This is a genomic window from Rummeliibacillus sp. TYF-LIM-RU47 (assembly GCF_008638315.1).
Lineage (GTDB): Bacteria > Bacillota > Bacilli > Bacillales_A > Planococcaceae > Rummeliibacillus > Rummeliibacillus stabekisii.
In genome coordinates this window covers 424,292-449,210 of the sequence record NZ_VVIR01000001.1, presented here as the reverse complement: position 1 = coordinate 449,210, position 24,919 = coordinate 424,292, and the positions used below count along the sequence as shown (strand labels likewise).

At 38.0% G+C, this 24,919-nt stretch carries 24 protein-coding genes; 5 read left to right on the top strand and 19 right to left on the bottom strand.

The genetic code is table 11. The annotated features are described in order from the left end of the window. Positions 1 to 172: 172 nt before the first annotated feature. The gene (locus tag F0527_RS02120; protein ID WP_150283643.1) at positions 173 to 823 is read right to left on the bottom strand and encodes a C40 family peptidase; all 651 of its coding nucleotides are present in this window, start codon (positions 821 to 823) and stop codon (positions 173 to 175) included. Between the two features lie 367 nt (positions 824 to 1,190). Further along, a complete protein-coding gene (locus F0527_RS02115) occupies positions 1,191 to 1,448 on the bottom strand; it encodes a hypothetical protein (RefSeq protein ID WP_150283642.1) in 258 nt (85 codons plus the stop codon). Between the two features lie 160 nt (positions 1,449 to 1,608). Between F0527_RS02115 and F0527_RS02110 the strand changes: the two genes are divergently transcribed. Next, entirely contained in the window at positions 1,609 to 2,238 is a 630-nt protein-coding gene (locus tag F0527_RS02110; protein ID WP_150283641.1) for a LysE family transporter, read from the top strand. Between the two features lie 52 nt (positions 2,239 to 2,290). Then, positions 2,291 to 3,547: an MFS transporter gene (locus tag F0527_RS02105; protein ID WP_150283640.1), complete on the top strand. Its 1,257-nt coding sequence runs from the start codon at positions 2,291 to 2,293 to the stop codon at positions 3,545 to 3,547. Positions 3,548 to 3,588: 41 nt separating this feature from the next. Here F0527_RS02105 and F0527_RS02100 read toward each other — a convergent pair whose 3' ends face one another. The 3 genes from F0527_RS02100 to F0527_RS02090 form a co-directional block, all read right to left on the bottom strand. Continuing rightward, positions 3,589 to 3,855, bottom strand: a complete 267-nt coding sequence (locus F0527_RS02100; protein WP_446738968.1) for a YqhV family protein — start codon at positions 3,853 to 3,855, stop codon at positions 3,589 to 3,591. Positions 3,856 to 3,973: 118 nt separating this feature from the next. Then, positions 3,974 to 4,249 (bottom strand): hypothetical protein, encoded by a 276-nt coding sequence (locus tag F0527_RS02095; RefSeq protein WP_150283638.1) that lies wholly within the window; start codon positions 4,247 to 4,249, stop codon positions 3,974 to 3,976. A 29-nt stretch (positions 4,250 to 4,278) separates the two neighbouring features. Next, positions 4,279 to 4,518 carry a hypothetical protein gene (locus F0527_RS02090; RefSeq protein ID WP_150283637.1) on the bottom strand — a complete coding sequence of 80 codons (240 nt, stop codon included), beginning with the start codon at positions 4,516 to 4,518 and terminating at the stop codon, positions 4,279 to 4,281. Positions 4,519 to 4,664: 146 nt separating this feature from the next. Between F0527_RS02090 and F0527_RS02085 the strand changes: the two genes are divergently transcribed. Both F0527_RS02085 and F0527_RS02080 read left to right on the top strand, forming a co-directional pair. Next, positions 4,665 to 5,039 (top strand): hypothetical protein, encoded by a 375-nt coding sequence (locus F0527_RS02085; protein WP_150283636.1) that lies wholly within the window; start codon positions 4,665 to 4,667, stop codon positions 5,037 to 5,039. A 107-nt stretch (positions 5,040 to 5,146) separates the two neighbouring features. Then, complete coding sequence (locus F0527_RS02080; RefSeq protein WP_150283635.1) at positions 5,147 to 5,968, top strand: hypothetical protein; 822 nt, start codon at positions 5,147 to 5,149, stop codon at positions 5,966 to 5,968. Positions 5,969 to 6,021: 53 nt separating this feature from the next. Here F0527_RS02080 and F0527_RS02075 read toward each other — a convergent pair whose 3' ends face one another. From F0527_RS02075 to F0527_RS02010, 14 genes are all read right to left on the bottom strand, one after another. Further along, positions 6,022 to 7,449, bottom strand: coding sequence for an aldehyde dehydrogenase family protein (locus tag F0527_RS02075; protein ID WP_150283634.1), 1,428 nt, complete (start codon positions 7,447 to 7,449; stop codon positions 6,022 to 6,024). 271 nt (positions 7,450 to 7,720) lie between these two features. Next, complete coding sequence (locus F0527_RS02070; protein ID WP_150283633.1) at positions 7,721 to 9,130, bottom strand: efflux RND transporter periplasmic adaptor subunit; 1,410 nt, start codon at positions 9,128 to 9,130, stop codon at positions 7,721 to 7,723. A 15-nt stretch (positions 9,131 to 9,145) separates the two neighbouring features. Further along, positions 9,146 to 9,808 (bottom strand): hypothetical protein, encoded by a 663-nt coding sequence (locus tag F0527_RS02065; RefSeq protein ID WP_150283632.1) that lies wholly within the window; start codon positions 9,806 to 9,808, stop codon positions 9,146 to 9,148. A 595-nt stretch (positions 9,809 to 10,403) separates the two neighbouring features. Continuing rightward, on the bottom strand, positions 10,404 to 11,324 hold the full coding sequence (rbsB, locus tag F0527_RS02060) for a ribose ABC transporter substrate-binding protein RbsB (protein ID WP_150283631.1): 921 nt from the start codon (positions 11,322 to 11,324) through the stop codon (positions 10,404 to 10,406). Between the two features lie 11 nt (positions 11,325 to 11,335). Then, on the bottom strand, positions 11,336 to 12,292 hold the full coding sequence (gene rbsC, locus F0527_RS02055; RefSeq protein ID WP_150283630.1) for a ribose ABC transporter permease: 957 nt from the start codon (positions 12,290 to 12,292) through the stop codon (positions 11,336 to 11,338). Then, positions 12,258 to 13,754 carry a sugar ABC transporter ATP-binding protein gene (locus F0527_RS02050; RefSeq protein ID WP_150283629.1) on the bottom strand — a complete coding sequence of 499 codons (1,497 nt, stop codon included), beginning with the start codon at positions 13,752 to 13,754 and terminating at the stop codon, positions 12,258 to 12,260. The genes rbsC and F0527_RS02050 overlap by 35 nt, the downstream gene beginning before the upstream one ends. A 17-nt stretch (positions 13,755 to 13,771) precedes the next feature. After that, on the bottom strand, positions 13,772 to 14,161 hold the full coding sequence (rbsD, locus tag F0527_RS02045) for a D-ribose pyranase (protein ID WP_150284891.1): 390 nt from the start codon (positions 14,159 to 14,161) through the stop codon (positions 13,772 to 13,774). 5 nt (positions 14,162 to 14,166) lie between these two features. Beyond that, positions 14,167 to 15,042, bottom strand: coding sequence for a ribokinase (gene rbsK, locus F0527_RS02040; RefSeq protein WP_150283628.1), 876 nt, complete (start codon positions 15,040 to 15,042; stop codon positions 14,167 to 14,169). A gap of 11 nt (positions 15,043 to 15,053) precedes the next feature. Next, the gene (locus F0527_RS02035; protein WP_150283627.1) at positions 15,054 to 16,028 is read right to left on the bottom strand and encodes a LacI family DNA-binding transcriptional regulator; all 975 of its coding nucleotides are present in this window, start codon (positions 16,026 to 16,028) and stop codon (positions 15,054 to 15,056) included. A gap of 227 nt (positions 16,029 to 16,255) precedes the next feature. Further along, complete coding sequence (locus F0527_RS02030; protein ID WP_150283626.1) at positions 16,256 to 18,295, bottom strand: cellulose biosynthesis cyclic di-GMP-binding regulatory protein BcsB; 2,040 nt, start codon at positions 18,293 to 18,295, stop codon at positions 16,256 to 16,258. An 11-nt stretch (positions 18,296 to 18,306) separates the two neighbouring features. Continuing rightward, the gene (locus tag F0527_RS02025) at positions 18,307 to 19,566 is read right to left on the bottom strand and encodes a glycosyltransferase family 2 protein (RefSeq protein WP_150283625.1); all 1,260 of its coding nucleotides are present in this window, start codon (positions 19,564 to 19,566) and stop codon (positions 18,307 to 18,309) included. After that, the gene (locus tag F0527_RS02020; RefSeq protein WP_150283624.1) at positions 19,559 to 21,007 is read right to left on the bottom strand and encodes a DUF2334 domain-containing protein; all 1,449 of its coding nucleotides are present in this window, start codon (positions 21,005 to 21,007) and stop codon (positions 19,559 to 19,561) included. The genes F0527_RS02025 and F0527_RS02020 overlap by 8 nt, the downstream gene beginning before the upstream one ends. Then, entirely contained in the window at positions 20,997 to 21,851 is an 855-nt protein-coding gene (locus F0527_RS02015; protein ID WP_147194941.1) for a diguanylate cyclase domain-containing protein, read from the bottom strand. The genes F0527_RS02020 and F0527_RS02015 overlap by 11 nt, the downstream gene beginning before the upstream one ends. After that, positions 21,835 to 22,899: a glycosyl hydrolase family 8 gene (locus tag F0527_RS02010; protein ID WP_190323361.1), complete on the bottom strand. Its 1,065-nt coding sequence runs from the start codon at positions 22,897 to 22,899 to the stop codon at positions 21,835 to 21,837. The genes F0527_RS02015 and F0527_RS02010 overlap by 17 nt, the downstream gene beginning before the upstream one ends. Before the next feature lie 423 nt (positions 22,900 to 23,322). On the opposite strand from F0527_RS02010, the gene F0527_RS02005 reads away from it, so the two are divergent. Continuing rightward, positions 23,323 to 24,777, top strand: coding sequence for an MFS transporter (locus F0527_RS02005; RefSeq protein WP_066784405.1), 1,455 nt, complete (start codon positions 23,323 to 23,325; stop codon positions 24,775 to 24,777). Positions 24,778 to 24,919 lie beyond the last annotated feature (142 nt).

Here is a 24,919-nt window from a genome sequence, read left to right as displayed (position 1 = left end):
TAAGTAAAAATTCCTGTTATCTTAAAAGATAATTAGGCCTTTTTTCATCATTATTATAACAGTGAGAGATTCAACTTTTCAATGTAAAATGAAAAAAATTACAGAACCTACCCTTAATTATGTCAAAAAAACCATTTAGTTTTTCAACTAAATGGTTTTCGTTTATATCAAATTATAAATGTCTGTAACCAGCAAAGTGTTTTTTCCAGTAAGATTCATTCACAGAGCTAACTTGAACCTTTGTACCACTTGCACTAACAAACTTGCTGTTGCCCATATAAATACCGATATGTGAAATTCCTGATTTATATGTATTTTTAAAGAAAACTAAATCGCCAATACGAGGTGATTTGGTTGCAGATGAACGTGCATAAAAACCTTGGGCATTTGTGCGTGATACAGAGTATCCTGCTTTTTTATATGCATAGTAAATAAGTCCGCTGCAATCAAAACCGTTTTTTGACGAGCCGCCAAAAACGTATTTTATCCCCTGTTGCTTAAGAGCAATTGCTAGAGCTTTGGAACCGTTAGACGAGGTTGAAACGCCTGCAACACTTTTGCTAACCTTTTTCGTAGCTTTCTTTTTAGCTTTTGTTTTCTTTACTTTTAATTTTTGGCCTACATATATTTTTGTAGACTTCATATGATTTAATTTCATGATTGTTTTGTATGAAATATGATATTTGCTTCCTATTTTAGAAAGGGTGTCGCCTGATTTTACTTTGTATGTAACTGTAGCTGCTGATGCGGTTGTTTCTTCTCCCACTGTTGTAAATAGTAGTGCCGAACTTAGTGCGATTGCTGTTAATAATGGTTTTCTCATTTAATATTCTCCCTTAGTTGAATCAATCTCATAAAGTCTTTTTAATAGCATATAGACGAACAGTCATCTGTTCTCCAGACAGCACTTTCAGCGACATTAGCTTTCTCTCTCTATTGCTTCATGTTCGCTAGGCTTCCAGCTCGATCGCATCCCTTAGAAGATGCCGTATCCGTAATACTATCCATACTCTCTTTTTTAGTGAAATGAAATTAACTCAGTTATTATCTTTATTAGTTATATTTATTTTTTGTAGTTATTTATTGAACATGTTCATTATAAGGGGTGAATATGACAAGAATGTGATAATGAGAACAAATTTATATTACAAAAAAAAAGCTCGCATCTAATTTAAGAAGCGAGCCACTCACTATGAATAAAAATGACTACCGTCGATTATCTCTTTCGCTTTTTTTGTTTTATCTATTCTATGATACTCTGAAATTTGGATAACCCGTACATGCCCCGTAAAGAGTTCATGATAAATACCTCTAGAATCTGTAAAGTGGATGTATTGATCTCTTTCACTTTGGATTAATGCTTCTGCTTCTGCTTGCGACTCGACAAAAATGAAACGTCGTACATAATGTTCTTGGTCAAAAAAGTAAGTTACTTTAAATTCTTTCATTAATAACACTCCTCTTTTCTCATATGTGTAAGCATATCCATCCTGAGCCATACTAAAACTTTAATCACTCGGTTCCTCCTTAGAAATTTTTTCTCTATTAGTCGTAATGGTTGTCTCCGCTGAATAGGATGTAAGACACCACAAAACGGAGGAAACCACAATGCACTCTTTTTTCCCTTATTTCTTATTAGGCATATCTTTAGCCGCACCGATTGGACCAGTTAAGGCAACCCTGCTAAACCTTGGGATAAAAAACGGGTTTTTTCACGCTTGGTTTTTTAGCTTAGGCTCCATTACAACTGACATGATGTACATGACATTAGTTTATTTTGGTATTGGACAATTTATTGAATACCAGGTTGTAAAAACAATCTTATGGTCGTTTGGCTGTTTCGTGTTATTGTACACAGGGATTGAAAATTTATTAACACTTCATAAACTAAAGCTTGATGGTAACTTTAAGAAAGCAACAAGATTACGGCATTCTTTTATGTCAGGTTTTTTTATTGCACTATTAAATCCATTGACCATCCTCTTTTGGCTGGGTATCTATGGATCAGTATTAGTAGGAAAAACCGGAAAGTTGGAACAATGGGAAGTTGCATTATTTAGTTTAGTGATTTTATGTGGAATCGTCGTTGTAGATTTATTTATGGCTAGTATTTCAAGCGGCTCACGAAAAATACTATCTACAAAATTTTTAAATGGGATATCAATTGCATCGTCTCTATCTATGATTGGTTTCGGTATTCATTTTGGCTACCAAGCTTATCAAGCCCTGTTTGCATAAAAAAGTGCATTACGGAAAACCTACCTCTAACAAATAAAATTGAGGTGTTATCATGGGGAATACGGATAAAGATGATGTGAAGGTTGGATTCTGGGCGATATTCAGCTTAGCTTCCATCCCTCTAGTCATGACGCTCGGCAATTCAATGTTAATTCCTGTATTGCCAATATTAGAAAAGAAAGTTGATATTTCTTCCTTCCAATCCAGTATGATTATTACCAGCTACTCTATTGCAGCCATTCTGTTTATACCAGTAGCTGGTTATTTATCGGATAGATTCGGACGAAAAATCGTTATTTTGCCATGTTTAATTTTAGCTCTGATCGGTGGATTAATATCAGCCATCGCCTCATGGAAGCTGGATAGCCCCTACACCATGATTATTATTGGACGAGTCCTTCAAGGTATAGGCGCAGCGGGGGCAATGCCTATCGTTATTCCTCTTGTTGGGGATCTTTTTAATGGCGATGAAGAAAAGGCTACATCCAGCCTTGGCATTATTGAAACATCTAATACATTCGGTAAAGTGCTGAGTCCTATATTGGGTTCAATTTTTGCTGCTTTTCTGTGGTTTTTACCTTTCTTCTCGATTTCTTTCTTCAGTTTAATTTCCATCATTTTAATTTTCTTCTTCATTAAAGTCCCCAAGGATGAAGACGAGCCTGTCGCCTTCAAAGAATTTGTGTCCAACGTTAAAGGAACATTTTCAAGAGAAGGCAAGTGGCTGTCTGTTGTCTTTTTAAGCGGTATTTATGTCATGCTTGTACTATTTGGCATGTTGTTTTTCCTGTCTGAGGTTCTGGAAAGCACCCATGATATTAAAGGGGTGAAGAAAGGATTTGTCTTGGCCATTCCGTTATTGATGCTATGTATCGCCTCCTTTATTACGGGTAAAAAAGCAAAGGGCGAAATTAAAGCATTGAAAAAGCTGATTTTGATTTCACTAATCATCACCTCTGCGAGTATTGCTTTTATTGGTTTTTTAGAGGATCATTTAATTTTCCTTTTGATCGTTGCAAGTATTGCCAGCATTGCCCTAGGCTGCTTACTTCCTGTACTAGATGCCATTATTACTCAAAATATTAAAAAGGAAGAACGCGGTACAGTTACCTCCTTTTACAGTGCTGCTCGCTTTATTGGCGTTGCTGCTGGCCCACCCGTCATGTCTCTTGTAATGAAAAACTATTTGAATCATAGTTATATCACCGCTAGCATATTAGGATTGATCTTGGTATGGCTTGTCGTCAAATTGATTAAAGCGGAAGAGATTGGTTCAAAAAATAAAAACTTGGAACCAAAGACAGAATAAAAAAGGACCAGATTCTTTTGAATCGGTCCTTCTTTTATCATTCATTTGGCATTCATACTAATAAGAATCAGCGTAACGCCAGCAAATAGGCAGATCATGCGCGTCATAGAAATCTTATCTGCTAGCCCAAACATGGCAACGGCTGTGGTAATAATCAGTACAGTCGGACCCACTAACGCTAGCATTGTATTGATATAAAATGCCTTCTCTAGGTTGTTGAACCTAAACATAAATAATGCGGCAGTAATTTCAAGACTTCCTGAAATCAGGCGCATCACAACCATAATTAATACGGATTTATCTATAATTCATCATCCAATCTTCCATTTCGTTTCTATATTTCACTATATGTCTGATGTGGACAATTTATATTTAATTTTTAAAAAGCATATGAAAAAGCCTCCGTAAATGTTCGGAGGCTTTAACCTATCTGTTGCTGTACTTTTCATCTAACATATCAAAGATTTCTTTATAGCTAGGACCAGAAGTGGCATTTAACCTTTTGACTTCCTCAATATCCGTTCCAGTCCATGTATACTTTTTTGGCGTTTCCGGGTCAATCATATTGCCATTAGATTGTGTATCTGTCCATTCATGATTTGCTACTATTTCTTTTATTTCATTGTAAGATGGACCAGACATCGCATTTTGCCTTTTGACGTCCTCAATGTCTGTACCCACTTCAGTATATTTTTTATTCATCTGTTGTCTCTCCTTTCATTTTTGTTTATTCACACATCTGTGGATTGTGGTTGATCAGGTTCTCCTTTAGCTTGATGTTGACTGACACCACCGGATGAAAATAAGGGGGGTTTCTCATAATCGACTGGATGACTGTAGGCAGATGTCATCGTTCCGCCATACTGACCTACAATCGTTTTGATTGCATCGCTTGTAGCTTCAACCTGTGAATTTTGATCGTATACTTTCTTAAAATCCAATGATTTTTTTGAATGATTGTCTAAACTCAAAAGATCACCTCCTATTTTAGGTTTCCTCAAAAAGTGCATTTTATCCGGTTTTAGAGGGCTGTCGATTTCTATCCTGTTGATTGATTAAATTTGTATAATTTTGTCCATAATGATCTTAACGAATGTTTATAAAGGTGGAATTATGTATGTTGAAAAAATTAATCAGTATAGCACTTATTTGCGCCATATCTTTTGGAGCAGGCATTTATTATACATTGAATACATCATCAACTAAGTTTCTAGATTGGAACAAAAATAGTGTTGAATTATTTGCCGCTGCACCAGCCACACTTTCTTCTGTATACGATGACGTCAAACTTGTGTTATCCACATCAATGAATTTTATTGATAATCAACTAGACAATCTCTTCCATGAAGATAAGGAGAAAGAGACAAAACTGATAAAGTATATAGAAAAAAATCATGATAACCCTATAAAACCTGTGGATGACTCTCAAAAAATTGATGTCGACAACGAAGAAATCGATCCAATGCCTGCAGATGGCGGAATGGGTATATAAAAAAAGCTCCTATTGTTTGGCTACAAACAGAAGGAGCTTTTTTGTGAATAAATCAAACTTCTAACCGATAATTAAACTATAATTTATCAAAAAGGAGTTCAATCATCATGAAAAATCTGAGATTATTACTACTTTTAGTAGTTGTTCTTTTAGCTATACAAGTATCAGCTACAGCCAAATCTAATCCAGTTCATACATTACAGTTGAGTAAGCAATTAAAAGCGAAGACACTTTTTTATCCCTACAGAGACCCAGCAGGTGTTACAGGCTCAAAAGCAAAGGGATTACAAGGCGTCACAGTCGATGAGCATCAACAATATTACCTCACCTACTCAACAGGTGATAAAACGCGGTACGGGTATATTTATAAATATAGCTCCAAAGGGAAACTTTTGAAAAAGAGTGAGCGTCTCACGATTGGTCATGGCCAAGCTATTGCCTATAAAGATGGCTACTTATATCAATTAGCAGATATACGGGGACAAAGCCGGTATACATTGCAAAAAATCAATGTAAAAACATTTAAAGTGGAACGCAAATGGCTGGTTCCGTCGACAATCCATCCCAATGTTATTACCATGTTGGATAAAAATACAGCTGTTGGCGTTTCTAAATCCGGCAATGGTTATGACCTCAACAAGATTCATTTAGGAAAAGGAAAAGAGGCTGGTCGTGATTGGCGAGAAAAGGTACACATTAACGGACTTGTCGGAACAACCCCAGGTAAGGAAGTACAAGGCTTTGCATATGGCAAGGGGAAATATTATATCCTTTCAAATGGCGAATATATGATAGTGAATCCTGATGGAAGCCAAAGCCAGAAACTACGGTTGAACACCAATAGAGAACCTGAAGGTATGAGTATTACGAATAGCGGAAGAATTGTAATGGGCTTTAATAAATTAAATGAAATATTTATTGAGATGTAAAAAAACATCCAAGTTCTATTACGGAACTTGGATGTTTTTTATGCTTCAATATATTATGATGGCATACCGATAATCGATTTAATTTCTAAGTATTCCTCGATTCCGTATACGCCCCATTCTCGTCCGATACCTGATTGCTTATAGCCGCCAAATGGAGCAGCATAATCAGCTGGTACTTGGTTTATAGTGATGCGGCCCGCTCTGATAGAAGAAGCCACTTTTAATAATATGTCTTTATCTTCACCAACAACATAACCTGCTAATCCAAAAATGGTATCGTTCGCAATCTCAATGGCTTCATCAAGAGTTTCATAGGTTAGGATAGACATTACTGGACCAAAAATCTCCTCTTGAGCTATGGTCATATCATTTTTCACATCCGCGAAAACAGTTGGCTTTACATAATAGCCTTTATCTAATCCTTCAGGTTTGCCCGTACCACCGACAACAAGTGTGGCACCTTCAGATTGCCCTTTTTTAATATAATCCTGTACTCGATTATATTGTTTTTCAGATACGAGTGGCCCTAAGTACGTGCTGCGGTCATATGGATCTCCAACTGGGAATTCTGGAAGAACCTCTTGAACTGCCTCAATGAACTCATCTTTCATTGATTGTGGAATTAACGTACGCGTCGCAGCTGCACAGACTTGGCCTGAGTTGGATAAAATATTGCCCACTGCAATTTTTGCAGCTTTTTTTACATCATAATCATCAAGAACAATAAGAGGAGATTTCCCACCAAGTTCTAATGCTACTTTTTTTATCGTTTTCGCGCCATTTTCAGTAATTTTTTGGCCGACAGCACCTGAACCTGTAAATGAAACAAAGTCGATATCAGGGTGAGAGCTAATGCCATTTCCGACAACTTCACCAGTACCGTTTACAAGGTTAAACACTCCTTTTGGTACATTTGCTGCTTCAAAGATTTCTGCCAAGATAATGGCAGCAAAAGGTGTTAGCTCAGAAGGTTTTAAAACAACTGTACTTCCTGCCGCAAAGGCACTTGCAAGCTTTGTAGAAGTTTGGTTAGTTGGGAAATTCCAAGGTGTAATTAGCCCAGACACTCCGATCGCCTCTTTTGTAATAAGAGTGGAGCCTCTTTTTTCGGTGAACTCTAAAGCTTCAAGCTCTTTAGCTGCTTGTCTAAAGTGAGAAAGCCCCATATTGTAGTGTACTTTTTCACTCATTTTTATTGGCGCACCAAGTTCTTGTGTGATCGTTTCTATAATATCGTCTTTGCGTTTTTCATATTCGTCCGCAATTCGGTTCAGTAAATCAATGCGTTCTTGCTTTGAAGTTTGTGAAAAAGAAGGAAAAGCCTCCCGTGCGGCAGCAACAGCTTTATCTAGGTCTTCCTCTGTCCCACTGCTGATTTGGCCAATTACTTCCTCCGTTGCAGGATTAATGACATCAATTGTTTCGCTTCCTGTAGATGCAACCCATTCGCCATTAATAAAATGCTCTAATCGAGATTTCATATTTATCGCTCCTTTTTCAAATAGTAAAGGGTACATGAGATTTTTTACTTCTCTCCATTTATTCCCTTCTTTCGAATATAGCATAAATAAGATAGATCCATAAAGGATGAGGTCCTGCATAGCAAATAGTATCCATATTTGTCGTATGAACCCCTCGTTTATTTAAAAGGAAAAGCCATTATACGACAAAGTAGTTACCTAGCATCAATCGACAAAAGGTGCATAAACAAAAAAAACTGTAGACGAGATTTGACTCGCCTACAGCTTACTATTATTCAAAAAGACCAATAAGGATATATTTTGCCTTTTGAATAGAAGGTAACGCTTTGATATCCTTTTTATTCAAGTTCTCTGATTTACTTGGTGTAATAAACGGAGATGGATCAGAAACTTTGACGTTTTGTTCATTTGTTACGATTGTATCCTTTGTAAGAATGCCATCAATAACCTGATTTTTTTTCTTATAAGATACCCCTATTTGAATCGGTTGTTTTCGGACCATGCCATTTTTCGTCATTTGGTATACATAATATTTTTTATTTTCTTTTTCAATAGACTGTGATGCAATAACAGGCACTTGAAGAGCTTCAGCTAACGTTACCTGCATATCCATTTTTGTACCGAGTAACAACGGTTTTTCTTTTTCAGCTACCGTCGACGCCTCGTTATTTAGATTTACCTTTGGTTGTTTGTCTGTACTTTTCGCGGCATCCGTGTTGCCACTTGTTTCTGTGGTATTTTCTTCAGCTTCGCTTGTGATTCCTGTTGCCTCATCAGTTGGTGTATCCTCAATTGCACTGTTGTCACTTTCATTCCCTAATTTAACCAAAAAAGAATACATAGGTTCTTTTTTGGCAGTTTTATAGTCAGGAATAGCAATAACTTGCGATACTTCACCTGTATAATACTGATCCAACAGCGGTGAATACAATTTAACTGCTTGTCCTTCTTGAACTTCGTGCACCCGTGTTGCAGGCAAGTTTCCCTTTACCGCTGAACTAGCAGAGGCAATTGTAATCATAGGATCCTGCAGTTCAGGGTTAATATTTGTTACTTGCCCATCAACTGGACTCACTACATTTAAATCTTGTAATTGCTCATCAATCCGTGATAGTTTCGCATCATTTTCAGCTAGAGTTGCTTCTAGCTTGCTCTTTTCCGTTTGAGCCGCAGCTATTTTTTGTTGTACATTGCTATCAATAATTGGAGAGGTATCTATATTTACATCTACTTTTACTTTTTTGTTTTCTGTTTCTGTTTTTGCTGTATCCGCTGGAGCTTGTTGTTTAATTTGCTGCAATTCTGTAATTTCATTTTCCACACTGCTCATCTCGCTTTGCAGCCGTTCTTTCCGGTCTTCTAGTACTGCTTTTTTGTCCTCCAATTTTTGCGCATCATACACAAATAACGGGGTTCCAGCAGTCACCGTTTCGCCCTCTTTTACAAGGATTTTATCTAATGAACCCTTGCGTTTATCAAAATATACATGGGTTTCAGACTCTGGCTCTGTCACACCTTTTGTATAAAATAATTTTTTCACATTATCCTTTTCTACTCTTGTCCAATCTCGAACATTAATTGTTCTTTCAGCTTTGCTATTTTCTTTTAAAAGAAGATACACATTGCATAGAACAAACACAATGGCCAATACGGCAATAATCGACTTGCTCCACTTCTTCAATTTTTCCAATCTCCTTTAGAAAAAGAATTCTATCTTCATATAAGATATGAAACCTGCAAAGATCCAATAAATGGCATATAGTATCACATTCAGTACGAATAGCGTTTGCTTACGTCCCTCAATTAACTTCGTTAGATAGAAATATGATAAGAAGAACATCGCTACCCGGAATAAAGTGAGTTCACTTAAAAAGTGTATAGCAATAACATTCGAAGTGATATATTGTGCGATGACGCCAAATGAAAAAACATTTGATGCAGACCCAATATTTAGTCCCAAAAATAATGGAATAAGGAGGAGTTTCTCAATAAGGAAAAGTCCCAATACATTCATTTGCATAATCATCATTTTGCGGAACTGTCCATTGGCAAAAGCCACATAATATAAGCTGCTTAAATATAAGAAGATGGTTGGAATGATAAGGGCTTGCAGCAGCTTTCCTATTAAGAAAAGTTGCTTTCTCGCTTCAAAGGCAGAATCTGTGAGCGTTGGTAGTTCCTTCGAGATGGATTCACTCCCAATGCCAAGCGAGCTACCCACCATGTAGATTAAAATACTTGCCAGATATAATAAAATAATAGAAAGACGATAACGTTTATAATGCTCTGCTTCCGCTAATATTCCTCTATAAACAGCGGGTGTAAAAATCCCTCTAAACGGGTTTATCCTCAGTATCATATTTTTTTCTCCTTTAATCGCATCCTTCTTCAAGATTCATAGAATGAAAATGAAGAAAGCCCTGTACGAGAGTCTCAAACAGAGCAAGAAAATCTGCGAATATACTGCACATTCTTTCTTTTATTTTAGATAGGAATGTAAAAGATTGCAACTTTATTTGGGGGATTTTTCAAGTAATTTGACGAAAAGAGGCTGATTGTATCGATAGATGTATTTTCTCGACCGGGTATTCCCGTTTTGTAGGAGACTTGTCCTACTAATCGATCTTGTAATAGATTTTTGTGAACACTCTTGAAGGTATTTTTTACATTCCTCATGAGTGATAGAAGGTTTGAAAAGTAAAAACCAATCGAGCAATGCATTTTCTGTTGCCTGTGGTATTGTTTGTTCACACATACTACAAAGCCACGTTCTCTGGGTTTGGCATATACTTTTACCGACACATTGACACATGACACCAGTTTGCAAATGACTAAGAGGGATATGTTATTTCTCTGAAAATAGAAGATAATTATACGAATCATTCGGGGTACTCACTCTGAATGAGGTATAAAAAAATCACACTTCAAATGAAGTGTGATTTTTTTTGCTACTCTTATTTCTTAATTAGTTCTAGGTCGACTGGAATATTTTTCTCTACTTTTTCACCTTTTAGGGATTTAACAGCTGTTTCTACAGCAATTTCGCCAATTTCTGTTGGTTGTTGTGCGATTGTTGCTGCTAACTTACCTGATTTTACAGCTTTTACAGCATCATCAGTTGCATCAAAGCCGACTACTTTGATTTTTTTGCCTGCAGCTTCAATTGCTTCTAGTGCGCCTAAAGCCATTTCATCATTGTGCGCAAATACGCCTTTAATATCTGGATTAGATTGTAGGATATTTTCCATAACTGTTAGACCTTCAGAGCGGTTAAAGTTAGCTGTTTGCTTTTTGACTACATCTAAGCCTTTATCTGCTACTTTATGGAAACCTTCTCCTCTATCACGGGCTGCTGATGAACCTGCAACACCTTCAAGCTCAGCTACTTTCGCTCCATCGCCAATCAATGATTTCAAATAGTCGCCTGCCATTTCTCCACCTTTAACGTTATCGGAAGCGATATGAGCTACAACTTTACCGCCGTCTGATGAACGGTCAACTGTGATAACTGGAATTTTTGCATCGTTTGCTGATTCGACTGCGGATGCTACTGCTTCTGAGTCAGTTGGATTGATGATGATTAGATCTACATCTTGTTGAATTAAATCTTCTACGTCTGAAGCTTGTTTCGATGCATTATCTTGTGCATCTACTACTGTTAAGTTTACATGTTCTTTTTTCGCTTCTTTTTTTGCGCCATCTGATAATGTAACGAAGAATGGGTTATTTAGAGTTGAGACAGACAGACCGATTTTCATATCGTCATTTGATTTTTTCGAGTCTTTCGAAGCTGAATCATCACCATTTGGTGACATAGAGCAAGCTCCTAGTAATAATGATGCTGATAACGCTAGTGTCCATGATAGTTTTTTCATCTTTATCTCTCCTATGCTGTTTTTTTACGATCAAGTAGTACTGCGATTAGAATGACAATCCCCTTCACGACTTGTTGGAAGAAGGATGAAACGCCGATTAAGTTTAAGCCATTATTTAATACGCCGATAATTAGTGCACCGACTAATGTGCCGAAGATCCAGCCACGTCCGCCTGTTAAAGAAGTACCGCCTAATACAACTGCTGCAATGGCGTCTAATTCATAGGATTGACCTGCTGTCGGCTGTGCTGAATTTAAACGAGAAGTAAGAATTAAAGCAGACAATGCAGCAAGCATACCTGTTAGTGCATATACAGCGATGGTGATGCGGTCTACATTAATGCCAGACAAACGGGAAGCTTCCTCGTTACCGCCAATTGCATACACTCTGCGGCCGAATGTTGTTTGTTTTAAAATAAAGTAAAGAACAATGAATGCCACGATCATAGTCACTACTGGCACAGGTATTCCAAATAAATACCCTTTCCCGAATAGTTGGAATGCCTGCGAATCGCCTAGACCTGAGACCGGTTTACCATCTGTATAAACAAGTGTTAGACCGCGGAAAATAGTCATAGTGGCAAGTGTTGCGATAAATGGTGCTACTTTGCCTTTTGCGATAATAACCCCATTGATAGCTCCAAGCAATGCACCTAATAGTAAACCAATAAGCATAGCTAAAAGTGGATTCATACCACCTGCAAGTAAGCCTGCACTAATAGCTCCTGTCAGCGCTAATGTCGAGCCGACCGATAAATCGATCCCGCCTGTTAAAATGACAAACGTCATCCCAAATGCGATTAAGGCACTGATGGATACTTGGCGCAGAACATTAAAGATATTTGTAGCTGTTAAAAAACTAGGGCTCATAAATGAAATAATAATGATGATTAAAAGAAGTCCTAGCAATGGTCCGAGTTTTTGAATTAAATCTTTAGATTTGGACAACTTTGTCTCCTCCAGTGGCATAATACATAATTTTTTCTTGCGTCATATTTTCCTTTGTTACTTCTCCTGTAACTTTTCCTTCATGCATAACGAGCACGCGATCTGCCATGCCGATTACTTCTGGTAGTTCCGAGGAAATCATTAAGATTGCGACACCTTGCTCAGCAAGGTTATTAATAATTTGATAGATTTCTTTTTTAGCCCCAATATCGACACCGCGCGTCGGCTCATCCAGGATCAAGATTTTCGGTTCATCGCCTAACCATTTAGCAATGACTACTTTTTGCTGATTCCCACCACTCAAAGACTTGGCTGTTTGCATAGGGCCTGATGTACGAACACCCAGCTTTTTGATTAAATCGCTTACAAAGCTCTTTTCTTTTGTTCGATTGATGATACCCATGTTTGAAGCTTTGTCTAGGTTTGTCAGCAACACATTGTCTTTTATTGAGAAATCAACAACTAAACCTTCCGATTTGCGGTCCTCTGTCACATATCCAATGCCATGTTTTTTAGCGTGAAGCGGATTCGTGATTTTTACTTTCTTGCCGTCAATGAAGATTTCGCCTTTTGCCATTTTGCGATATCCAAAGATGGCCTGTGCCACCTCTGTACGACCAGCTCCCATTAATCCTGCGATTGCAAGGACTTCGCCTTTACAAAGCTTGAAATTAATATCCTCACAATAACCATCTCTTGTAAGGCCCTTCACCTCAAGCTTGACGTCGCCAATTTCAGCATTGCGTTCTGGAAAACGTTCACCTAGTTCACGTCCAACCATCATTTTGACAATCTCATCAAAAGTAGTTTCTTTAATCACCCGAACACCGACATATTGTCCATCACGTAAGATCGTAATACGATCGCAAATCGCAAAGATTTCTTCCATCCGATGTGAAATATAAACAAATGAAACACCTTGTTCTTGTAGTTTGTGAATAGTTTTAAATAGTGTTTGTATTTCACGATCTGTTAGAGCTGCCGTCGGTTCATCCATAATAATGACCTTTGCCTTCGTTTCAATGGCTTTAGCAATTTCAATAATCTGCTGTTTCCCAACAGAAAGTTGTCCAGCTGGCGTTTTGACATCTATATCGAGCCCTAATTGGCTTAAAATACGTGAAGCTTCTTTGTTCATTTCTTTCGTTTTTAAAATGCCTGTCCTGCCAAGGGTCTGCTCATTCCCTAAAAATAGGTTTTCTGCAACCGATAAATCCGGCAAAATATTAAGCTCTTGATGGATGACGGCGATGCCTAGTGCTTCCGCTTCTTTGGGAGATTTAAAGTTGACTTCTTGTCCATTCACTTTGATTACGCCTGCATCCCGTTCATAAATGCCTGTCAAAATTTTCATTAGCGTTGATTTACCTGCTCCGTTTTCCCCCATCAACGCATGGATTTCTCCATCCTCGAGAGAAAAATTGACGCCTTTTAACACGACATTTCCGTTAAAGGCTTTATCAATGCCTGTCATTTCAATCATTTCGTAACACCGCCCTTTTAAAAAATCACACCTGATTGCAAAAGTATATTAGCGTATGGTGTTGCCTCTCCTGTGCGGATAATAACTTTGGCATCCACCGATTTTTGTTTTAATTGTTCATGGCTGACCTTTTCTATTGGACATGGAAAAGGTGTTAGCTGACTATAAAGCTCCACATTTTCTGCGTCCATTTCTGTTGCTATCCAAGCTTTTTCTGCTTTGAAATCACCAAGCACAGTTTCGAGTATGTCTATGAAACTCGGTTTTCCCATTGTATAGGCAAGGTCAATACATGTGACCCCGTCCGGAATCGGCAGACCGCAATCAGCAATCATGATGGTATCTGTATGGCCGATTTTTGCGAAAATGCCTGCCAGCTCCCGATTTAAAATTCCTTGTTTTTTCAAACTGCTCATCCTTTCAAGCGGGCTTCCACCATTTGAAGTGTTGGCATGCCGCCTTGCGCTCCGAATTTCTCTACAGATAAGGATGCTGCAATGTTCGCAAATCGTACTGCTTCTTTTAGCGGCTGTCCTGATGTTATGGCGTATGCAAGTGCGCCATTGAATGTATCACCGGCTCCTGTTGTATCTACCGCTTTTGTTTTAAAGCCTTCAATGAATATATGTTCTTTGCCGTTATAATAGCGAGCTCCAGCTGCACCCAATGTGACGATTAATTGGTTTGGATAATTCTCAAGAGCTTCTTCTATTTCACTATGAAAGATTTCTTCGCACTCTGTTTCATTTGGAGTTAAGTAAGCAATGTTATTCATCCATTCTTCCTTAAAGTTTTTCGCAGGCGCTGGATTTAACAGAACAGGAATGCCTGCTTTTTTACAGACCCGAAGTGCATAATCGACGGTTTCTTGCGGGATCTCCAATTGCATGATGACTAGTTCACTGCGCTCGATTAATTCTCTCGCTTCGTCAATTCCCGCTTCTGTTACAAGTCCATTTGCACCGGGCACAACGATAATCCGGTTGTCATTTTCATATAAAAGGATATTGGCAATGCCCGTTGCTGTTTCCTGTGCAGTGGCAACAAAACGTGTGTGAATGCCTTCTGCTGATAAATTTGCTGTGAGTTCTTGGCCAAATCCGTCTTGTCCTACAGCGCCTACCATATGAATTTCTCCGCCTAGTCTTGCTGCTGCGACCGCTTGATTTGCGCCTTTTCCGCCAGGCACTGTTTCAAAACGATTACCTAGCACGGTTTCTCCTTGTTTAGGAAAAATCGTTGTATCTACTACTAAGTCCATATTGATGCTTCCAATGACTGTAATCATTTGACCCCTCCTTATTTTGTCGAGCGCCGAATGACTAACTCTGTCGGCAATTCGATGAGATGATTATCTATAGGTTCTTCTTTAATTTTCTTTAACAATAATTCTGTCGCTACTTTACCAAGATGATAAATATCTTGAGCGACTGTGGTTAGTTCTGGTGTGACAAGCGCTCCAAGGCTAATTCCATCAAACCCTACAATTTGGATATCATCTGGAATGTTTCTACCCAGCGATTGCGCTGCTTTCATAGCACCGATGGCAGATGCATCACTTGCTGCGAACACCCCATCAATTGTTGGAAAAGCACTGAGTATGTTGAAAGCTTTTTGTTCTGCTTCTGTAAATTCAAATGGCGATGTGATAATTTCGACTTGAATATCTGACGCATTATTGACTACTTCCAGAAATCCCTTCATCCGATCTTCGGCTACTCCGATTCCTTGTGGACCTCGTATGCAAAGAATATGTTTGCATCCTTGGTCAAGTAAATAGCTGGTCGCCATTTTTGCGCCTTCTACATTGTTTGTCGTAACAGTCGGTATGGTAGGATCTAATCGCCTGTCGAGTGCAACTATCGGCAATTTGATATGGCGGTAATATTCCGCTTCCGTATAATTAGTCGTTACAATCAGCCCTGCTGCATAATTTTGCTGCAAAGATTGTATATAATGCTTTTCTTTCTCCTGTTGTTCAGAAGAGTTGCAAAGGACAACCGTATATCCATTCGAAAAAGCTGTTTCCTCTACGGCTTTCGCCAATTCTGGGAAGAAAGGATTTGTAATATCAGGAACAAGCAATCCTATAATATTTGTCTTTTTTGTACTCAGTGAACGTGCCATCTGATTTGGTTTATATCCTAATTCTTGAATCGTTTTCTTGAGTATATTTTTTGTTTCCTCGCTTACATAGCCCTTGCCATTTAAATAACGCGAAACGGTCGCAACCGAAACGCCTGCGTGTTTCCCCACATCCCTAATTGTTACCATTAATTTCTCCTTATTGAACGTGTAACCGGTTACATATGTAATCGTTTACACATAATATACTTAAAAACTTTAATTATGTCAACATAATAATTAATTTATGTCATACTAAATCTAAATTTCCCCCATAAATCTTGATTAGTATGTCACTTTAACAGTATTCAAAGAATGGTTGATCCCTTAAATCACCTAAAAAAAACCCTTTTCTTATAGAAAAGGGTTTAAACCGTTTATTTTTCATTGTGGGTCGTATTCTTTTTCTTTCTCCGTATGGTCATGTAAAGAATAAGAGCAATAGCCGCGATAAGAATAACAAAACCAACTATATACGGTACAGCTTGTTTCTTTGTATCGTTTTTGGAGACATTATTTGTTTCAGTAACTTTTTTAGTAGAAACAATAAAGCGACCGTCTTTTGTTTCAACTGCTGCTGATTTGTTAGCGTTTGAGTTTTTCAACTGACGATAAAAATCATCATCCTGGAGAGATTGCTCTCGGTTTTCAAGGACGAGCAACGGTTCGCTAGACTGCCAGAAATTTTGTGTGATGTAAGCAGTTGATGCGACTGCCTGCGGCAAGAAGCCTTCTTCCATCATTTTTTCATCTGATAATGGGAGTTGGTCTCTTCTATCTTTTAATAAGTTAAAATCGTTCACTTCCCCTGTAAAGATTAGCGCATATTTTTGCAGTTCAGCCTGCGAAACCTCTTTTTCTTTTTTCAATTTAATAGGTGGGAGCTCACCGTTAATAAATAATGTTTTGTATAGAGCGAGCATTTGACTATCGTTCACTTGCTTTTGATTAGGCATGATGATCAGTGTTTGATGATCAAAAGCATTGGGATAATCGCGCAATGAAAATACCGTATTGTTTGCTTTCTTAGCAAGATTCAACGTGCTGTCTCCATCAATATACAACTCAAATCGTTCACCTGTATGCTCACAGGGATCTTCTAATTGGAAACCTGTGACCTCGAATCTCAAATCAACGAGCGAATGCTTGTTTAATAAATTCGTTTGAATGGGTACATTCGCTTCATATATACCTGATTGTGTTTTCTTTAGTTTGCTAAGATCAATAGAATGAGGAACATCATTGACATAAAGGATTAGCTCTGTTTTTCGGTCATTCTCTTTATCTTTTACTGGCATGGTTGCTGATTTTTTCAAATACAAATGAAGGTTTGCTTGATTGTCTTCTTCCATGCGAGGCAATGAAACATAATAATCTTTTGATGTTGTGTTACCGCCAGATAAGGTTTCACTCTTAAAGCCTAATTCGTTAAGTTTTATATGGGTGCCGTCCTTCTTCTTTGACTGCGGTAATTGGTCTACCGTCATCTGTTGCCCCGACAGTTGCTTTGTTAAATCTTCTTTTAATAAAAGATCAATTCTTTGTTCAATGGTACTGCTGCTTGCTGCAGTTACAAAAAGTGCAGGAACCTCATTCTTGCTGCCTTGATTGTTCAATATTCCGCTTTTGAGTGAGATTCCATCTTTGTAGCTGACATTTGCCTTAGACAAAATGCGTTGTATTTCCGATGTTTTAAACTCATCTTTAGCTCCAATAAAAATAACCGGTCCTTTTACTGAGCGAAGATGAGTTTCTCGTGATACTGTAGCCTCGCTGTCTTCCTCTTCTGATAAAAATGCCGCTAGCTGATAAGCGCTATTTAAAGTAGCTGTTGATGGATTGTCTGGTAATACTATCTGGGTGTTCCCTGTTTGAAAAGCTGATGGATAATCGCTTAATGCTATTTCTTTTTTTTCTTTTGCAAACGAGGAGATAGTTGAAAGTACATCAATCTTAAGCCAGTTACCTTGATCTCCCGGCGCAACACATACGCCTTCTTTTACCACTCCATAAAAACTCGCTGTTATCGTGTGGTCTCCTTTTGTTAAGGCTCTTTTTGGTAAATCAATCGTCACGCTATTGTTTGTTTTCTTGCCTGCAAGAGAAATTGACTTAACGGGCAATCCATCCACTTTCACTGTAAATGATGAAGGGGATTTTAGTAATTCCGAATGCTCCAAGTGAAAAGTAGCACTATGCTTTTTATTTCTTTCACTTTCTTCTAGTGAATAATAAAAGTCAGTGGAAGATGATGGCCCCTGCAATTCGATTACTTTATTGGTAAGCGGTTTTTCTTCGTTACTTGTGCCTTCTATTGTAATAGGGTGCTTCACTGTAATATTCGTTGCTGCCTTTCCAGGCAAAGAAAATAGAAACAGGCTGAAGAACAACGCTGCAAAATATATAATGTTTCTCATGTTTCTCCTCCTTACTTTGGCTTCTTCGCAAAGCGCTCTGTTTTATACCATTTGACTTCTTGGCCTGTAATCAAACGCTTGATTTCTAAATATAAAGAACGAACCACTAACACAATCCACATCTGTGAATATGTAAAATACATGGCGATGACATATATGAAATTCTTCCAATTCATCTCTGTTTTTTCAATACTTAATGTGACCATCACTTCTCCTAAGAAGAGTAAAAATGCAAGCCCCCAGAGAATTAAAGAGATATTACCAATGCTAAGACCGATATCATAGAACAAATTGATGATAAATAAAGCATTCGACAGAATTACTCCAAAGAAAAATAGGAAATAAGTGAAAAAGAAATAAAACAAATCAAAGATAATACTCTTTCTCTTCAGTGTTAAAAATTGGCGAAGAAACTTTAGCACAACATATTGATTACCACGCGCCCACCGTGTTCTCTGTTTCCACCATACACTCAAGGTTTCCGGTTCTTGTTCCCATGTAATAGCTTTTGGGAAAAAGCGTATATGGTAGCCAAGATTATAAACACGAATGGTCAGCTCTGTATCCTCTGCTAATGCCTTAACATCCCAACCGCCAAGCCTCTCTAAAATACTGCGGCGAATAGCAAAGTTAGTACCAGGGATGGTGGCAACACGGAACCATTTCCAACGTCCGCCTTGTGCCATCCACTGAAAACAAATCGTTTCAATATTGATAAAACGAGTCAGCCATGTTTCTTCCGCATTGATGACACGGAATTTGCCGACAGTTGCTGCGGCTTTGGGGTCATTTTGAAGTCCCATCACCAAGTACCAAACCGCCATTCGCTCCGGCGTATTGTCCGCATCATATACGATAACAATCTCACTGGAAGAGTCAGCAAGCGCAGAATTTAATGCAGAGGATTTGCCTTTTCCCTTATTTGGTTCCACTGTTTCAAGGACTCGGATAAATGGGTATTTTTCCGCAAACCTACTTGCAATCAACCCCGTATCATCAGATGAATTATCATTAATAACAATGATTTCAAGCTTATCCTTGGGATAATACAACCGAGACATCGCTCGTAAAGTCTGTTCGATAACGAGTTCTTCATTGTGGGCTGGTATAAAGACACTAACAGTTGGCAGCTCCTCCATATTTCTGGACCATTCAGAAATGGGCTTTTCAAAACTGCGGAAATGGAGATAGCCCCCTTCCATTAGAAACATATGATATAACAGCATTACCCATATAAGAAATAGTGCTATATAAAATAAAAGATCAGCCATGCTCATTCCTCTCCTCAAACAATCGCTTGCGCAATGTTATACGCAAACGAAGCGTATTAATGAAAAAAATCACTACAAATACTGTTACAACCACTAGAATAGCCCACAAAATAACTTCAAAAGGCCTTTCCTGGAAATACATTTGTAGCCGATCCTTTATAGTAAATGACTTCTTCACGTGCAGGGCTCCGCTTTTTTCCTGTTTGATATCCACTTTCTTTGTCTTGATTTGAAGCTGACTCTTCCGAAAATCAATCCATTCGATTGGCATTTGGGTATCTTCCAATGTGCTGATGATTTTTCCCATCAAGGGAGCTCCTAGATAGACTGGATAAGGCATGCCTATCGCTGAACCTGGCACATTTCTTAATCGAGCAAGCGATGCCTGAAACTGATTAATGGACGTCTCCGTTGATTCTTGTATCTGATTTACATTTAGCGGATATATTATATGACCATCCTGTTTTGCCATATAAAAGTGTTGGCTATGTTCATGCAGGGCAGCCGTAAAGCCTTTAGTTGGATTGCTGATGATTGTAGGATAGAGCTTATTTAAAACCATATATTCCAAGCTATTATCTACTTCATTGCCAGAAGGAGATAGAATAAGCGATGCCCCTTTTTGTTGAAGAGAACGCAGGTACTTAACCAGCTTTTTGTTATCCTGAATATAATAGGATGAGCCATCTTTCTCTTTATATATCGGCGTAATTGCTAAATGAAGTGGAATGTGACGAGATGAAAGCTCGTTGATTGTTTCTTTTAGCTTTGTTAAATTGGTTTTCATATTTATATTCGTTAGAACGATATAGGCTGGATGTGTATTTTGAAACTGAATGCCCAGCACTTGGCTAAAGAGATGCGGCCAGCTGTAGACAAATTCTGTTGACGACATCAAATCGCCCATATAAGACCAGTTTGAATGAAGGGAACGCGATACGAATGGCACTTTTTGCGTTAACGTAGAGGCATGTACAAGGACTTTCCATTGTTCTTTCGGAGGAATTATAGCATGCCACCTAATTGGTTCTGTCAACGTATAGTTGCCAATTTTGCGTAGTTTTACATATTCACGGTCTCTCCACTTTCCAAAGGGTTTTAATTGTGTGGCATTCTCGCCAATAGTAAGTGCCGGCCCTTTGAAATGTTCCATTGCTCTTTTTGCTTTAAGGGGAACTTTCTCCTTATAGGTGCTAATAAACACTAGCCTGCGATATTGCTTCAAGTTGTTATCAGTTAAAGATTCTACGGGGAATATATCGACAGACACTACAGATTCCAACATCTCCTGCAATGCTATGATGTCTTCATTGACTTGCCCGTCGCTTGTCATATAGACGATTGCAGTGTCCTTTTCTTTGGCAGAAGCATATGTATTTCCTGCATAAATAACACTTCCTAAAAGAACAAGAGTAAACAGCCAAAACTCCTTATAGCTCACTTGTCCTCATCTCCCTTTCCATCTCTCCTAGCAATTCATCAAGGGTACGCTCGCTATTAGGTGTATAGGTAATGTAGCTTGTTTTGTATTGGAGTGTTATCCATTTGCCATTGAGTAGTTGATGATTTTTGAGTATGTCATCCAATTTTTGATAAATGATATCAATTGAAGCGTCTGATGTCTCTGTCAACAGCAAACCGATTTCATTCTGCTGATACCGAAATTTTTTATCAATATGACGGAGCTTGCCTGTAATTCTTAAAGCTAACTGCTTCCAAAGATTATTTGCTTCTTTCATGCCATATAGTTTTTTAAATTGACTATAATTCTCAAGCTTTAAGAGAATGAAGGTGAATGTATGATGATAACGATCAGCTCTTCGCATCTCTTCATTTAATGTCAAACGCATACGCATCTCATTGTCAAAACCCGTCTCCGGATCCACCGCTACAAAATTCTTGATGTCTTGTTGAAGCCTTTTGTTATACTCCTGTTGCGTCACAAGTATTCCTTGTATCTTCCCTGCGGCAAGGACGCCAAGCAAAAGCACAATCCCGTATCCTAAAAATAACTGTAATGGCATACGAGTCGTTGATACAGCTTCACCTGAAAACTCCGTATAAATCAGGGCTGTACCTGTTATAAACAGATAAATTAAACTGCTAATTAATCCTGCTACCAACCCACGCCACAGAGTAAAGAAAAAGATAAGAAGCAATAGGATATATAATAACAGCCGTGTATTTTCACCATTCAACAGAAAATATGGGGGCAATTGACTCAGTATAATAAATAAAGCCCCAAAGCCAAATAATTCTCTTAGCCATTTACTTTTTAGTTGCATGCGCCATCTCCCTTTCTGCTAATAATGGGGATAGATTATCAAATGCATGAGTTTCTTTTGTTTTTGCATCATAGTAACCAGATTTTTTATTAATTTTCATTTCATTCATTTTCCCATAAAATTCTTGGGCCATTTTGAAGTCTCCTACTTTAAGCATATAGCGTGTAGCAAGTGCGTAAACTGCGGGTGATTCGTACTGCACAGAGGGTTTATCAGTACTTGCTGTATACCTGCCATAAAGTTTATGTTCCCTTCTATATATCTTAATAAGCCATTTTTTGAAAGTTTGGGTATTTTGACCAACAGATGCTTGGTGATATGCGACATAAAGCTGATCAACTAAGTGCAAATCATCGTCATATACGTACTGTTGATTATCAATCTGATAGGCCTTTGGATAGGTACCATTTTTTGATAGAGGCGCCTTACTTAAAATCGATAGCTGCTTTTGATATTGTTTTTCTGTAAGAACATCATGTTTTTTCATTTCCTTTAATGATTGTGGCATTATATAGCTCAGCGTTAATACATTTGCTTTTTTATATGTATCTACATCTACATAATCAACAAAAAAGCCATCCTGCATTCCGTCTTTTACTAGCGATTGGCTGATTGTCTTCCCTAACTTGGTATATGCTGCGCTATGCCATTTGTCCCCTGCTTTTAGTAAAATACCTGCAATTCTTTCATCATCAATCAACGCATTGACAGTTGCCTGTTTTTCTCCATCAATTTTCCATGCAAGCAATCCGTTTTTTAAAAAATGGTCTTTAATCACTTTTACTTGGTGATGAAAACGTTCCTGGTCACCTTTTTCATATAAATAAGCTAACCATAAACCGGCAGATTCAGATAAATAGACATTTTTTTGATCAGTTAAATTCGTGCGCAAAAGCCCATCCTCATTGACTAAATGATTAATCACAAATTTTTCGGTAGATGAAAGAGGCTTTACTTCCTGGGATTGAATACTTTTCTTCATGCAGCTCGTTAATACAAGCAAACAACATATGAGCAGCAGACATATACTGATACCTCGGCGATTCAAATGGCTTCCCTCCAATAAAAAATACATATATTAATATACCTTATTAATGTCGAAATTTGTTGAATTTATATGAAATAAGAACCTATTTCACTCACAAAAAATTTTATCTATTTTTAATATGTTTATAGGCTGATTGAATAGGGAATCAGAACATGGTGGACATTATGGGTTGTTAAATTTAGTTTCTTCTATTATAATAGTATACCTATTCATCATTAGGAAATGCGTTTATCTTTTTTCACATCTAACAACTTCATAGTTTCATCTCTTTTTACTCATTACTTTGCAACAATACAACTGAATATGGTCTCTTAAAAGGTACGGAGATTGTTTTTAAGTTTCCGCTATTTCTTTTAAACATAGGTATCTTTTTGGAGCTTCTCGAAAATAGCAAAAACTAAATAGAGGAGCTGTTTTAGAAATATGGTACAAAAAAATCTTGATATTGAGCCTTCGGATATTAATATCGTAAGCTCAAAGAAAGCAAAGAAAGCTGTATTTGCAACAGGTGTAGGTAATATGATGGAATGGTTTGATTTTGGACTTTACGCATACCTAGCTGTTGTAATCAGTGAATTATTCTTTGCGGGAGTAAGTAACCCCAGTCTTCAACTCGTCTTTACATTCGCCACTTTTGCGGTTGCTTTCTTAATTCGTCCACTCGGCGGCATATTCTTTGGCCGGATCGGGGACAAATATGGACGAAAGATCGTCTTAAGTACGACCATTATTATGATGGCAATCTCTACCCTCTTAATCGGTATTTTACCCACTTATGAACAAATCGGTGTTTGGGCACCTATTTTACTGCTTGTAGCACGCATGATTCAAGGCTTTTCAACAGGCGGCGAATACTCAGGCGCAATGGTCTATATTGCAGAATCTTCTCCTGATAAAAAACGTGGGACTCTCGGCAGCGGCCTGGAAATTGGTACGCTCGTTGGCTATATTTTTGCCTCTGGGGTTGTCACACTACTTACTTTTATGCTGTCGCATGAACAAATGCTATCATGGGGATGGCGTTTACCGTTCATTATTGCAGCGCCAATTGGTTTAGTCGGCCTTTACTTGCGCCGTCATTTAGATGAATCTCCTGTATTTGAAGAGATGGAAGAAGCTCGTGAAAACGAAGAACACATTCCATTTAGGGATATCATCAAGTACTATAAAAAAGATTTACTACTAAGTATTGTAATTGTGGCTTTCTTTAACATTACAAATTATATGATACTGTCATACATTCCTTCTTATATGACAGAGGTATTGCATATTCACAATACAGTAAGCTTAGTCATTTTATTAGTTGTGATGATGATTATGATTCCACTTGCACTCTTCTTTGGTCGTTGGAGTGATAAGATTGGTAATAAACGCATTGTTCAAATTGGTTTGCTTGGTACGCTTATTTTAGCAGTCCCTGCATTTTCAATGATGGGTTATGGCCATATCGGCTGGATTTTCGCTGGCGTCTTTTTGCTGGGCTTTTTCCTAAGCTGTTATGAAGGTACTATGCCGTCGCTATTACCAACACTTTTCTTCTCAGACGTCAGATACCGTGCATTAGCTGTATCGTTTAACATCTCTGTTTCAATTTTTGGCGGTACTACACCACTTGTAGCATCTTATCTTGTACATGCTACAAAAAATCCGTTGTCACCTGCCATCTATCTAATGGTGATTAGTATTATTGGCTTCGTAATCTTTACATGGTTATTCCGCGATACATCTGGACGTCCACTAAAAGGCTCATTCCCAGCTGTGGATTCACGTAAAGAGTTTAAAGAAGTCCTAGATCAAGACCCAGATGATGTCCTTTGGTGGCAATCTGAAACTATGGAAGCAAAAGAAGCAGAACTCCAGGCAAAAATGGCTGACTAATGTTTATGTTGTTAGATGTAGCAACCCCCTCGAATTTAATCGAGGGGGTTTTTATTATGTGACAGTTTCTCTATAAGACGTAATTTGTTAAGTTCCGGGAGTAAATTTTAGTTTAGCGTTAGTAAATCATCGAATTGCGGTA